14 protein-coding genes are annotated in these 12605 nt (G+C 45.8%); 5 read left to right on the top strand and 9 right to left on the bottom strand.

Features of this window, described 5'->3' with window-relative positions; translation table 11 throughout:
• Window positions 1–41: 41 nt before the first annotated feature.
• Window positions 42–779, top strand: a complete 738-nt coding sequence (locus PSE7367_RS12655) for a phosphoadenylyl-sulfate reductase (RefSeq protein ID WP_015165749.1) — start codon at window positions 42–44, stop codon at window positions 777–779.
• A 134-nt stretch (window positions 780–913) separates the two neighbouring features.
• On the opposite strand, the gene ligA is transcribed toward PSE7367_RS12655, so the two are convergent.
• A complete protein-coding gene (gene ligA / locus PSE7367_RS12650; RefSeq protein ID WP_015165748.1) occupies window positions 914–3004 on the bottom strand; it encodes an NAD-dependent DNA ligase LigA in 2091 nt (696 codons plus the stop codon).
• Window positions 3005–3486: 482 nt separating this feature from the next.
• On the opposite strand from ligA, the gene PSE7367_RS12645 reads away from it, so the two are divergent.
• The gene (locus PSE7367_RS12645) at window positions 3487–3831 is read left to right on the top strand and encodes a hypothetical protein (protein ID WP_015165747.1); all 345 of its coding nucleotides are present in this window, start codon (window positions 3487–3489) and stop codon (window positions 3829–3831) included.
• An 86-nt stretch (window positions 3832–3917) separates the two neighbouring features.
• Here PSE7367_RS12645 and PSE7367_RS12640 read toward each other — a convergent pair whose 3' ends face one another.
• The 4 genes from PSE7367_RS12640 to PSE7367_RS12625 all read right to left on the bottom strand — a co-directional run bounded on the left by PSE7367_RS12640 (window position 3918) and on the right by PSE7367_RS12625 (window position 7622).
• Entirely contained in the window at window positions 3918–5054 is a 1137-nt protein-coding gene (locus tag PSE7367_RS12640; RefSeq protein WP_015165746.1) for an iron-containing alcohol dehydrogenase family protein, read from the bottom strand.
• A 118-nt stretch (window positions 5055–5172) separates the two neighbouring features.
• Complete coding sequence (locus PSE7367_RS12635) at window positions 5173–5880, bottom strand: Uma2 family endonuclease (RefSeq protein WP_015165745.1); 708 nt, start codon at window positions 5878–5880, stop codon at window positions 5173–5175.
• Between the two features lie 15 nt (window positions 5881–5895).
• Complete coding sequence (locus tag PSE7367_RS12630) at window positions 5896–6366, bottom strand: type II toxin-antitoxin system VapC family toxin (protein ID WP_015165744.1); 471 nt, start codon at window positions 6364–6366, stop codon at window positions 5896–5898.
• On the bottom strand, window positions 6363–7622 hold the full coding sequence (locus PSE7367_RS12625; protein ID WP_015165743.1) for a tetratricopeptide repeat protein: 1260 nt from the start codon (window positions 7620–7622) through the stop codon (window positions 6363–6365). Before PSE7367_RS12625 ends, PSE7367_RS12630 begins: the two co-directional genes overlap by 4 nt.
• 151 nt (window positions 7623–7773) lie before the next feature.
• Here PSE7367_RS12625 and PSE7367_RS12620 point away from each other — a divergent pair, with 151 nt between their 5' ends.
• Entirely contained in the window at window positions 7774–8907 is a 1134-nt protein-coding gene (locus PSE7367_RS12620; protein ID WP_015165742.1) for a geranylgeranyl reductase family protein, read from the top strand.
• Window positions 8908–9093: 186 nt separating this feature from the next.
• Window positions 9094–10248: a hypothetical protein gene (locus tag PSE7367_RS20510; protein ID WP_015165741.1), complete on the top strand. Its 1155-nt coding sequence runs from the start codon at window positions 9094–9096 to the stop codon at window positions 10246–10248.
• A 46-nt stretch (window positions 10249–10294) separates the two neighbouring features.
• On the opposite strand, the gene PSE7367_RS22965 is transcribed toward PSE7367_RS20510, so the two are convergent.
• From PSE7367_RS22965 to PSE7367_RS12605, 3 genes are all read right to left on the bottom strand, one after another.
• Window positions 10295–10429 (bottom strand): hypothetical protein, encoded by a 135-nt coding sequence (locus PSE7367_RS22965; RefSeq protein ID WP_015165740.1) that lies wholly within the window; start codon window positions 10427–10429, stop codon window positions 10295–10297.
• Complete coding sequence (locus tag PSE7367_RS12610) at window positions 10392–10967, bottom strand: hypothetical protein (protein WP_015165739.1); 576 nt, start codon at window positions 10965–10967, stop codon at window positions 10392–10394. The genes PSE7367_RS22965 and PSE7367_RS12610 overlap by 38 nt, the downstream gene beginning before the upstream one ends.
• Window positions 10968–11050: 83 nt before the next feature.
• A complete protein-coding gene (locus tag PSE7367_RS12605; RefSeq protein WP_015165738.1) occupies window positions 11051–11749 on the bottom strand; it encodes a calcium-binding protein in 699 nt (232 codons plus the stop codon).
• Here PSE7367_RS12605 and PSE7367_RS22080 point away from each other — a divergent pair.
• The gene (locus tag PSE7367_RS22080; protein ID WP_156800401.1) at window positions 11743–11919 is read left to right on the top strand and encodes a hypothetical protein; all 177 of its coding nucleotides are present in this window, start codon (window positions 11743–11745) and stop codon (window positions 11917–11919) included. The genes PSE7367_RS12605 and PSE7367_RS22080 overlap by 7 nt on opposite strands.
• A gap of 70 nt (window positions 11920–11989) precedes the next feature.
• On the opposite strand, the gene PSE7367_RS22075 is transcribed toward PSE7367_RS22080, so the two are convergent.
• Window positions 11990–12172, bottom strand: coding sequence for a hypothetical protein (locus PSE7367_RS22075; RefSeq protein ID WP_156800400.1), 183 nt, complete (start codon window positions 12170–12172; stop codon window positions 11990–11992).
• Window positions 12173–12605: the final 433 nt, after the last annotated feature.

The following is a 12605-nucleotide window of genomic DNA, read 5'->3' as shown; positions in this document are numbered from 1 at the left end:
AAAATCAAACCTAGACTATTGCCCCTATCCATATTTCACCTATGACTACTGCCACTGAAGTTGAAACCGCCGCCACTCAATTAGCCGGGAAATCGCCCCAGGAAGTAATTAGCTGGGCGCTGGAAAAATTCCATCCTCAAATTTCGCTCGCTTCCAGCTTTGGCGCAGAGGACGTGGTTTTAATTGACATGTTGGCCAAAATTCGCCCCGATGCCCGTGTGTTCACCCTCGATACCGGTCGATTGCCCACCCAAACCTATGATGTAATTGAAGCGGTGCAGCGTAAATATCCCCAACTGCAACTGCAAATCATGTTTCCCGATACTCAGGCAGTACAGGAGATGGTGCGATCGCAGGGGATCAATCTTTTCTATGAAAGCATTGAAAATCGCAAAAAATGCTGCTATGTGCGTAAAGTAGAACCCTTGAATCGGGCCCTGTCTGGCCTTGATGCCTGGTTCACTGGCCTCCGACGCGATCAAACCGCCAATCGCGCTGATATGCAAGTGGTGGAAATGGACAGCGATCGCGGCATTGCCAAAATTAATCCATTGATCGATTGGAGCGAAGCACAGGTCTGGAAATATATCCGCCAGAACTTTGTGCCCTACAATTCCCTTCACGATCAAAACTATCCCAGTATTGGCTGTGCCCCTTGCACCAGAGCAGTGAAGCCAGGTGAAGACCCACGCGCTGGTAGATGGTGGTGGGAACAAGGCGGCCAGGAATGCGGCTTGCATGTGAGCGCCAAGGAAGATCTTGCCGTTGCCAAGTCATAGGACTACTGGTTCTGGGGACTACTGGTTAGCAATCCAATCTTGGCGGTGGCGGGATTAGCAAATTTGCCCAATAGCATTCTCTTGTTTAATTCGGGTTTGCATATTCGATGGCTGGCTGACTGACTTACGGATTGTTACGGATTGCTTAGCAGTTCTTGAAACGCCGATTCAGAGAGGCAGGTAATCCCCAGGTCTTCGGCTTTTTTGAGCTTGGAACCTGCCTCCGCCCCCACCAATACATAATCAGTCTTCTTGCTCACCGAGCTGGTTACCTTGCCTCCGGCCTGCTGGATCATAGTCTTTGCTTCATCCCGCTTCAGGGTGGGCAACGTACCCGTAATCACAAAGGTTTTGCCAGTTAATTTTTGAGTTCCAGTTGCTGCGGTTGAATCGGCTGGATTGTCGGGATTTTGTAGTTGCAAGCCTAATTTCTGGAGCCGATCGATCAATTGTTGATTGTTTACTGCCCCAAACCAGGCATTAACCGATTGGGCGATCTCCTCACCGATCCCATGCACCGCCATGATCGCCTCCAGATCAGCCTCAGCCAATTGCTCCACACTGGCAAAATTAGCAGTAATCAACTGGGCATTAACCGCACCCACATGACGAATGCCCAAGCCATAGAGCACCCTTGACCAGGGTTGAGTTTTAGAGGTGGCGATCGCCTTGGTGATCTTTTCCGCCGACCTTTGCCCCATCCGCTCCAGCTTGAGCAATTGCTCCTGAGATAACTCATATAAATCAGCGACCGACTTAATTAGCTTCTGGTCAACCATTTGTCGCGCCAGCTTTTCACCAATCCCATTAATATCCATCGCGTCCCGACTAACCCAATGCTCGATCGCCCCCCGCACGATCGCTGGGCATTCTGGATTGATGCACCGCGTGACTGCTTCGCCCTCCGGCTTAACTACCTTGCTACTACATTCGGGGCAATGGCTAGGCATTTTGTAGGCTTGAGCCTCCGCAGGGCGCAGTTCGGTTAGCACTCGCACCACCTCAGGAATAATCTCCCCTGCTTTATGAATCACGACCGTATCGCCCAGGTGTAAATCCAACTCGGCAATAAAATCACTGTTGTGTAACGTGGCGCGCGCAACCGTTGTGCCAGCCAACAACACTGGTTTTAGCTCCGCCACTGGCGTTAATGCCCCGGTGCGACCCACCTGCACCGTAATATTCTCAACCACGGTCGGCGCTTCTTCGGCGGGATATTTCCAGGCGATCGCCCAGCGCGGAAACCGCTGCGTGAAACCCAGTTGCGATTGCAGCTCAAAGGGGCTGATTTTTACCACCATGCCATCGGTCATATAGGGCAAATCCAGCCGTGCGGTTGACCAATTGTCATAGTATTCCTGCACTTCAGCCAGGGAATGACATAGTTTTTTATTGGGGTTAACCTTAAAACCCATTGTTTCTAGTAATTCCAGCGATTCCCATTGACTGTTGGGGGCAAGCTCAGGGTCTGGTTCAGCATCATCAAGATACCCGTCAAGATGTAAAGTATAGGCAAAAAAGTCGAGCCGCCGATCGCGCACAATTCTGGAATCTAGTTGTCTTAGGGTTCCGGCCGCCGAATTACGCGGATTGGCAAAGGCCGCTTCCCCCTTTTGCAGACGTTCTTGATTAATGCTCTCAAAGGTGGCGATCGGTATAAATGCCTCGCCCCGCACCTCTACTATCGGGGGCGGATTTTCTAGATTCAGCCGCAACGGAATCGCACCGATCGTCTTTACATTCTGGGTAATGTCCTCGCCTGAGACCCCATCCCCACGGGTCGCCCCCCGCACCAATAGGCCATTTTCATAGGTGAGCGCCAGGGCAGAACCATCAATTTTTAATTCACACACATAGGTGGCTGATTCACTCAATGCTGCGGCTTGCTCTGGTTCTAATTGTTGCCCCAAATAACGCTGCCAACTCTGTTGCCAACTGGCCATATCCTCGCTACTGAAAGCATTATCCAAACTATAGAGCGCCACATTATGTTTAACCGAAGTAAACTTAGCGGCGGGTTTTTCACCCACGCGCTGGGTAGGGCTATCTGGCTCAATTAGCTCTGGATATTCAGCTTCCAGCTCCACCAACTCCCGATAGAGGCGATCGTAAATACTATCTTCCAAAACAGGCGAGTCCAGCACATAGTAGGCATGGCTGGCATAGGTGAGCATTTTATGTAGCTCCCGTACCCGATCGACTATTTCCGGTGAGATTGATTTCATTACCTCAGTGTCCATCGAACTTCTATCGAACTTATTTGCTAATCTGCTTTGGGATATGGCAAGTAGCAATCAAGCGGTTTTAGATTGGCAAGCTAGACAGATTTGCTCTAAATTAATCTAAAAATTGATATCGCTAATTTGCAGCCCTAAAAATATCACACCTCGCCCAGCAAAGGTAGTTAGTAGTGATATAGAAACAAAGATCCTTACTGCTAGTTCATACGAGATGTTGTGCAAGTAGTGATCAGACGGTTTTGATCGATATCGATTTTCTCAAAAATACCCACCATTTAACCGGATTTACCCCAGCTATAAATTTTCAAAACAACTTGATATCAATTGATTGGCAGATTTAGTTAACTAAATAATTATTGCTATGTATGTCAATCAAGAACTGGCTTGGAAAGAGTTTGATATTATTAATTATCTTCCTAATCACTTGGAATTTATCAGCAAATATTGATTAGTAAATCAAAGAAGCCATGAAAATTATTAAGCCGCTGCTAGCTCTTGCTGTCGGTGCTGTTGGTGCTGTTGGTACGATCGCCCTCTCTCTACCCCAGGCTGCGATCGCTCAATATCAATATCCACTCGGCAGCAGAGCAGTCTACATGACCGGTTGTCTGTTGGATGATCCGCCCAACTTTAACGACACCAACGCGGTGATCCAGAAAAACAGGATTTGTTTATGCTTCCTCGACAAATTCCAACTGGAATATACAAACGACCAGTTTATACAACTTTTTGCGGATATTGACGCAGGTAAGCCGGAAGCGATCGCCGAGGGAGAAAGATTTGGGCGAAAGCATTTTGCCAGTTGCATTTAGCTGGTTGCGATCGCAAAAATTTTGTTCAGGTAAGTTACTAAAATACTGATACAGCAACACCTAAACTACTTATTGATTTAATTGATCTACTGATTAACAGCAACCGGCACAGTTGTAGAAACCATTGCCGCCACAAGCTGCTGTTCATGGATCGCAAAAGGCAAATGATGGATATCAGAATTAGGCAAACAGGCGATCGCTGCCACCTGCTCCAATTCCTTCAAAGTCACATCTCCCAAGCCCAGATCATCTAGGTTCTGAGGCAATCCAATCTGGGCATAAAACTTCAGTAATTGCTGACGTGCCGTGGCTGCAAGCTGATTGCCGTTGAATTCCTCCAGACGCAATTGCACCAGAATGCCATAGGCCACCTTTTCACCATGTAAGGTTCCCTTAGCCTGTTTAAGGTGGGTGAGGCCATTATGAACCGCATGAGCCGCCACAGTCCGACATTGCGCGCCACCCACACCACCAATTACCCCAGCCAGACAGACACTAGCATCGACCACTTCACGCCAGGCATCACCACCAGGCTGTGCGATCGCCGTCTCCGACTTTTGCAATAAAATATCGCGCAACACTCGTGCTTGTTGCACCGCTGCAATGATCATAGTTTTATCACTGCTACCGCTACTCACTGAGGCTTCATACCACTTAGCGATCGCATCGCCGATCCCAGCTACCAGCGTACGTTGTGGCGCAGTGGCGATTACTTCATAATCAACCACCATCAGATCTGGACAGCGATCGAGCGCTACATCATAATCAAATGCGCCTGCCTCGGTATAAATATTACTCAGAGCCGTCCAGGCTGCACAGGTCGCCGCTGTGGTCGGGATCGTCACGATCGGCAAGCCAGCTCGAAATGCCACCAGTTTCGCCAAATCCAACACCTTACCGCCACCAGCAGCAATGATCACTTCTATTTGATCTTGGTTGACGATTTTTAGTGAATTTGCCAACAAGCGATCGCTGCATTGATCGATCGCCAGGGCATAACTAAACTTTATATCAGTAGTGGTTGAAACTTCTGCCAGGGCTGGTTCAATTGCTTTCCAAGTCCGATCGCCAGAAATTACCAGAGCGCGTTTGCCGAAGCGGGGCAAATGTTGGCCTAATTGCGAAATCACGCCTGCACCGCGTAACAATTGGGCTGGGGCGATCGCTAACGGAGGCAACGGCACAATGGTTTTACCCTGATTCAGGCTAGTTTCAACCGACATAATCTCATCAAATTTAGCTAACTGGTAATGACTATTATAGCTAGCTGGTTCTGGCGCACCTCAACCTGTTGGGTATTCTTTCCAATCTAAGTTTGGCGATCGGCATGAGGTTAAAAGTCTAGTCGATCGATTGGATGTAAATTTCGTCTAGCCAAGCCTTAAAATTCCGTCTAGCCTGACGTGGGCTTAGTTTTATATTCTGTGATATAAAACTGGGTAGTTTTGAAGCTGGGAAACCCGCAAAAACTAAACTTGTTTCAACATTTTGATACTTAGCATCTTTAAGTACATAGATATCGAGTATCTCCTCTTTTTTAGTTGTTTTATAAATCCATACTTCTGGTACACCTAAAGCGGCATAAATTGGTAATTTTTTAACTGAGGGGCTGGTATGGTCAACTTCCAGGATCAAATCTGGTGGCGGATCTTTTGATAAATCTAGATCCGGCTTGATCATCCGAATTGCAGGTTCATTTTGAACGTAGAAGCAATTATCTGGCTCAACCCCTTTCAGTAGATCCTTACGCTTCCACGTTGTAGATCCCATAGAAGTACAGTCTAAATCTAAATAATCTGCTAACTCTTTGATTCGATCGCTGAAGGCTTCTTTATTAAATTCATGCTTTCCCGTTGGCATGATAATTTCTAGCTTCCCATTGTCATAGGCAAGTCGATAAGGTCGATGTTCATCGAGTGTTTCTAAAAGTTGCTCAAATTGTTCCCAGCTAACGCCGTGCAGTAGGATTTGCCCTTCTGACCGAATGCGATCGTCTAGGGCAATAGGATCTAGCGGTTCGTTACTAACGGTGGGGCGATCGGTTTGCATAGATTTTGCGTTGGCTTATTTACCAGGTTCAGGTATTTCAACATCCTTGAGTGAATAGACTTGGTATAGTGAATTTTTTGTCTTCTTAATTAGTCCCCCATCAATTGTGATTAGAGGAACCGACAATCTATTGGCCAGAACTATATAACAACTGTCATAAGCAGATGTGCCCAAATCAAAACCAACATTCAAAGCATCTTCTACCAGCCCATAAGTAGAACTCTTCTGTAATCTCAATAGCTGTAAAGCTTCTAAGTGCTCTTTCGCATCTTTATTTGAATATTTGTAGTCCTTATTACGGGCATATTTCAAGAGAACATGTGTACACTCTACAAAAAAAAATCCTGGCACAAAAAGACTGGCGTTTATATCAGAATCAAGGTGGCTAAAAATCAGCTTGGCTTTATCCGAGTCAGGTTGATCTATAAAGAGCTTAATAGCAATATTGGCATCGACCACACATCTAATCGGTGTATTAAGGATCATCGATCGCGTGCCTCGCGGATGATCTGAACTGGATCTGGTAAACCGCGCATTGCTGGATCAGTTTTACGCTTATGTTCAATCCAGGCCAATATTTCTCCTTGTTCTTTCAAAATCTCCTTGATTCGAGCCTCTGCTTTTAATTTCAACTCATCAAGACGTCCATCATCTTTTAAATTATCGAAACCACCTTTATCTAACACCTCAATAAAAAGTCGTGGGTCGGTTTCAACTAAGCCATACAAACATTCAAACGCTTTATCAACTTGACCTTTATAGCCATAGATTGCAGGTTTATATAACCAAATTTCGTCGGAGTCAGGCTCTAATAGATCTAGAAATTTATTGAAGTTCTGGGCAGCTTCAGTTTTTCGATCTAGGTGAATAAGCAAAATTCCTTTCACATACCAAGCCAAAGGAAGTAAGTTAGGGCTTTCCTGCAAAAACGTGGTAATGCTTTCTAAAGCCTCATGAAATTGCCTTAGTTCCGCTAAAGCAACACTTCTCTCATGAAATACCAGAGAGTCTACAATTGATGGATCTAATTCAATAACCTTATCAAAATCATTTATTGCTTGCTCATATTTACCAGCTCTGGCTAAAACCATACCTCTGCTAAGAAGAGCCATCGGGGTATCCGGTTGAATTTTAAGGGCAGTGGAATAACTTTGAGTTGCTTCATCTAACCTATCGAGAAAAAACAACGCCTTACCTTTGCAATAGTGCGGAAGATAACGACTGCTATCGATACTTAGTGCCTTGTTATACTTCTCTATGGATGCTTCTAAATGATTAAGTTCAAATAAAGCAAGGCCATAGTTATGCCATGCCTGTGCAAGATTAGGATATTTATTTAAAATAATCTCAAAATTGGCGATCGCGCGGTTGTATTGTTTTAGAGCAATTAATGCCACGCCAAGATTTAGCCTGGCTTGCGTATAGTTGAAATCCAACTGCAAAGCTCTTTCAAACTTCAATTGAGCATTTTCTATTTGTTCTAACTCAAGATAGGCAACACCCTGGTTATATATTGCTGAAACGAAATCAGGCTCTATATCTAAAACTTTATCCCAAACCAAGATCGCATGTTCTAGTTCATCTTGTTGAGCCAGTTCAAACCCTTGTGTAAATAAATCCTGGACAGTGTCAGAATCAATATTTTTATCTAGGATGCGCTCCAAATCTCCAGGACTTACAAAGCCTTCATGATAAGGCTGCGGCTTCATATTTTTGAGCAAGTCGGGAGTTGGTAGACTCATGATTAGAAATTGAGCGCTGATTAAATTGTAACTTGTGTACCTAAGACTGCTATACCAAGTTATTTAGATTTGCTTTGAATGACCATTTTTAGCACTTTAGCTTAATAATAGAACCTGAAACGATCGCCAAAAAAATTAGAGCAAACAAACTATGTACGATTGCATCGTGGTTGGATCAGGGCCATCCGGTGGCTCCGCCGCATATCACCTCGCCAAGCGGGGGCGATCGGTCTTGGTGCTAGAAAAAGAATCCTTACCCCGCTACAAACCCTGTGGTGGTGGCGTATCCCCCGCAGTCCAGCAATGGTTTGACTTTGATTTCTCCCCCGCCGTCTCCCTCAAACTCGATCAAATTTGCTACACCTGGCAAATGGGCGATCGCCAGGAAGTAGAACTAGCAACCACCGAGCCAATCTGGATGGTACGCCGCGATGTGTTTGACCACTATCTGATTCAACAAGCCCAAAAACAAGGTGCAGAACTGCGCGACAATACCGCTGTGAGTGGGATTGAATGGCTAGGCGATCGCTGGCAGGTAAACACAGCAAACGAGCCCCTAATCGCCAAATATTTAATTGCCGCCGATGGATCGCGTGGATCGATGGCCAAATGGCTTGGATTCAAAGAGCGCAAAAGACGCATGGGCGCAGCCCTGGAAGTGGAAGCACCTGCGCCAGCATCACCCACCACCATGATCCATTTTGACTTTGGCATGGTTAACAATGGCTATATCTGGAATTTCCCCAAGGCCGATGGCTATTCGATCGGCAGTGGTACTTTTATTGGCGGCGAGAAACAAAACCTGAAAGAGGTAGCCGCTAAATATGCGCAATCGTTTGGGGTTGAGAGCTTTAAGGGGATTAAGCAATATGGCCATCCGATTTCGCTCTGGAATGGCGATCAGGTTTTGCATACCCAAAACGCGGTTTTAACAGGGGAGGCGGCTTGCGTAGTTGATCCATTTACTGCCGAGGGGATTCGCCCGTCATTGTTTACGGGGATGCTTGCTGCCGAGTCGATCGATAGTGCTTTGGCTGGCAACACCAATGCCCTGGCGGAATATACCGAGCGGGTAAGTGAAGAATGGGGCGCGGATATGGTGTGGGCACAGCGATTGTCGAATATTTTCTATCGGGTGCCCAAGTTTGCCTACAAAAAATGGATGAGAAAGCCATCGGCCACCAGGCGAATGGGGCAGATTTTGTGTGGGGAGCAGCGCTATCGGGATGTGGCAAATGGGGCAATCAAACGCTTGACCAAGGGGCTGATTCCTGGCCTGGGTTAGTCGGTTTAATGAAGCTTAATGGTTTGGCCGATCGCGCCAAGCCTTGCCGTATATATTGGTTAAGACTGTAAATTTAGCGATCGCGCAATTTGGCCGTAGCAAATCAATTTAAAAACCAAGTAGATTATTAAAATAGGTATATCAGCTAAAACCCGCCGCACGCCCCAAGGCTAACCTACTTTGGTCATGAAACAAGTAACATTATCCGAGCATGCTCAGCAGGGCAATGCAGACGCGATCGCTAATTTGATTAAAAAATTGATTACCACCAATGCCGCTGCGATCGGAGTCAGCCATAGGGCGATCAATGATCTCAGCGTTGAGGCCGATCTATCCGATGGGCGATTATCGCTTAATTTGATCACAACCGATATGCTGGAGCCGCGCAAAATTGTGGTGCTAATTCGATCGCAATTGGCCAGAATGGGGTTAAAATTTATTACAAGGGTTAAAGTTTACGGGTGGCTAAAGGATTCAGAACAGCCAGAGCAACGGCTAACTTGGAATCAGGAATTTAAACTGGATCTACCTGTGAAACCACCAAAATATAAATCTCAAGTTGCGATGCCGGCTCCGCATCCTAAAGGCATAGCTCAAGTTAATCCTGCTAATGCGCCCACTAGATCGATGGCGCGGATTAATGGCATGGCGATCGCTAATGCGGTTCCGCCAATTACCTCGCGGCGTACCGATGTGCCAATTCAACGTGGTAACAGAGCGAATAATAGTGTTAATGGTGCCTACGCTAAGCCAAGTAATCAGAATCAGCAGAATCAGGTGGGCGGTTTTAGTCCAGTGGCAGGACAAGTTAATCAAGCTCCCACTGCGCCGCATAACTCAGTTCCCAGCCCGATCGATCCTTCCGGTGCAAGTCCTGTAATTTCTGGTAATGCACCGGTTAAGCGCAAAAAATATAGCACCCTACCGGCTCAATTAATTTTTGTGGGGATGTTTATTGCGATCGCTGGTATGGGCATGGGCATGGGTATTCGGGTGCTAACAGTGCTACGGCAAGCAAATGTGGAAACGAGCCAAACCAGCCCCCAAACCGATCGTGATATCTCCACTAGTGATCCAACTGATCCTAATTTGGCAGTTGTAGATGATACTGCCCCCCAGGATTTAAAAATCACTCTGACTGAGTTTGAGCAAATCAATCAGGGCATGACGATTGAAGAGGTGGAGGCCGTGATTGGCGCACCGGGCAAGTTGATCGCTAATAGTAGTGTTGGTGATGTGTCGGGGCAGGTCTATTCCTGGCGGAATGATAAGGGCAGTAATGCGATCATTGAGTTCAGGAATGGCAAGGTGGTGGCGAAGGCGCAGGCGGGTTTGTCTTAAGTTTTTAGGTTTGTTGAGTTAAAAGGAAGAAGCGATCGCCAAACAACTAATCTTCCTTAGCCAACCCTAGTTTTTTAGCCAGACGAGATTGTTCCCAGAACTCTAAGCGCTCTGCATGGCTCATCACGGTTCTGGCTCCTGCCCTAAGCGGGGTCTCGATCGAGTCGGGACGGTTTTCCATGTAAAGCTTCTTGTTGTCGGCAGAATTCTGCTGCTGCTGACCTTTTAAATCCAAAGACATAACCTTCTTCCCCTGGTGCTATGGTTTCAAAATCAATAAACTCCATCCCCACCTTATCTCTATAGTAATCTATCGCATCTTCAACGGAGGTAAGAATTACCAATAAGTGATCGCCACTATTTGAACATACTGTTAAAGCGGTCTTGGCAGAATACCAAATCAACCATTTGCCGATCGGTTCAACTGAGCGACTATCTGTTTTACCACTGGAAACAGGGTTAGCTTCTAAGTGCAATATTTCCAAAAACTGCCTGTCATCTTGATTGGGGTAGATCGCATACCGGATTAAACCAAACACCTGATCGGTATATGTCAGCTTGATGATTCGCTCAGACTCAAAATAGGTACGCTGCCATAGCTCATCCCAATAGAAAACCCAATTTATCGGCATTTCATCTTGGCTGGCAAAAGATAATTGAGCAATCTGAGGCTCACCACGAGATCTGATATTTACCGAATAAGCACCAATATCAATCAATCGCTACATTTCCATCAATAACAGCCACTTATATATTAGATAAATGATACAGGAATATTTAAGCGAGATATAGCTAGACTAGATCAGCCCGTACCATAGATAAGTGAATCCGGCAGAATATCAGTGCGAGGTGCGATCTCACCCAGTGGCGTATCCAGAAAAACGCCTAGAATCAAACCAGAACTGCCAATACTAATCACAGTGTCATTTTCAGTCGTGCCACCAAAGATGCCAGAATAGTCAACCCGATCGTCCAGGATAATATCGTTTACGGTGATCCTGGTATCGAGGCCGAGGCGATCGTTTTCTGCCGCGTTGAAGTCCCGCACCGCATCAGCATTAACAATCCCAAAGGCAGCATTATCAGTACGCAACACAAAGGTGTCCGAGCCCTGCCCACCGAATAAATCATCAATTCCCGCATCACCAATCAAGGTATCTCTACCGCGATCGCCAAACAAATCATCATTACCTCGGCCACCGCGTACCACGTCGGCATTCTCGCCACCGCGCACAATGTCATCACCCCGATTGCCATTGACGATGTCATTATCGGCCTCACCATCGATCGTGTCATTATCCCGGCCACCCCGAATAAAGTCGAAGCCAAAATTCCCAGAAATAATATCGTTGCCGCCATTCCCATTGAAGGTTTCCGAATCAGACGAGCCCACCAGGGTATCATTCCCCTCAAATGCCCGTACTCCCTGGTTAAAACCAGATAGCTCCCCTGGGAAGAAGGATCTAAATTCAGAATTATTAGTTAAGTCAAAAAATGTCAAAGCAAGCTCCTCGGCTACCTAAACCACTGATTTTATGTTCGGCTCCCCATTGCATTAAATTAAAACTAAATGAAAGCCATTGCGATCGACACCAAGTGACGCGATCGCCCTTGTTTTTGTTCCATCTATCGCAATCGGGATTAGCTGAATCACCAATGCAACTGATGTAACTGATGCAATAGAGGCAAAACAGAAATATACACTAAGATCATGAAAATGCAACAGGCTGGAGTTATCAATCTAATGCCTGAGGTGGCGGCACAGATAATTATTTGTAATCTCTAGCTCAAAGTCGGCATTGCCTGCTCCAGGGATGAAAATGCGATCAACAAAAATATCAAGCCAAAATATCAAACACATACCTGATATTAGTTTGACCGATCGCTTGAGCGTTAAATCATTGCGCCAATGGGCAACGCCCACCAGTGAAATTAGCTGAATGGGAATTGCGCAGGGAGCTGATGAAGCATAAATCCTGTAGATCAACCCTCAACCAAAGCTAAGCAAAAGTTACCCTTGTAGGAAGCAAAGCTGTAGTGGCGTGACAGCTTACATTGCTTACATTGCTCGCATTCAGAGGGCTTAAGCTTATTAACTTGCATTCAAATCGACCAATATGTCGATCGATGCATCTGCTTAAATAATTAATCGCAATAATTACAATCTTGCGTTTATGTGTTTGATAGCTACCATCAAAATCAGGAAATTTTTTATGATTATCCCCTACTAGAAGATTACTCAAAACCTTCTTAATTAGATAGCTACCAAACTTTTCGGACAGTAGAGATATAAATCTCGATCGTGTCTATTGTGGTCGCTCAAAATCCTAGAAATTCAAATCCTTGTGAAGGGTTAA

Source organism: Pseudanabaena sp. PCC 7367 (genome assembly GCF_000317065.1).
GTDB lineage: Bacteria > Cyanobacteriota > Cyanobacteriia > Pseudanabaenales > Pseudanabaenaceae > Thalassoporum > Thalassoporum mexicanum.
The sequence above is the reverse complement of the archived record's forward strand: the minus strand, read 5'-3'. Positions and strand labels throughout refer to the sequence as shown.

Coding starts and splice junctions, on each gene's coding strand:
- PSE7367_RS12640 (WP_015165746.1), bottom strand. CDS start 5,054: ATGTCGGTTGAAACTAGCCTGAATCAGGGTAAAACCATTGTGCCGTTG.
- PSE7367_RS12625 (WP_015165743.1), bottom strand. CDS start 7,622: ATGAGTCTACCAACTCCCGACTTGCTCAAAAATATGAAGCCGCAGCCT.
- PSE7367_RS12635 (WP_015165745.1), bottom strand. CDS start 5,880: ATGCAAACCGATCGCCCCACCGTTAGTAACGAACCGCTAGATCCTATT.
- PSE7367_RS12655 (WP_015165749.1), top strand. CDS start 42: ATGACTACTGCCACTGAAGTTGAAACCGCCGCCACTCAATTAGCCGGG.
- PSE7367_RS12630 (WP_015165744.1), bottom strand. CDS start 6,366: ATGATCCTTAATACACCGATTAGATGTGTGGTCGATGCCAATATTGCT.
- PSE7367_RS20510 (WP_015165741.1), top strand. CDS start 9,094: ATGAAACAAGTAACATTATCCGAGCATGCTCAGCAGGGCAATGCAGAC.
- PSE7367_RS22080 (WP_156800401.1), top strand. CDS start 11,743: ATGTCAAAGCAAGCTCCTCGGCTACCTAAACCACTGATTTTATGTTCG.
- PSE7367_RS12645 (WP_015165747.1), top strand. CDS start 3,487: ATGAAAATTATTAAGCCGCTGCTAGCTCTTGCTGTCGGTGCTGTTGGT.
- PSE7367_RS12620 (WP_015165742.1), top strand. CDS start 7,774: ATGTACGATTGCATCGTGGTTGGATCAGGGCCATCCGGTGGCTCCGCC.
- ligA (WP_015165748.1), bottom strand. CDS start 3,004: ATGAAATCAATCTCACCGGAAATAGTCGATCGGGTACGGGAGCTACAT.
- PSE7367_RS22965 (WP_015165740.1), bottom strand. CDS start 10,429: ATGGAAAACCGTCCCGACTCGATCGAGACCCCGCTTAGGGCAGGAGCC.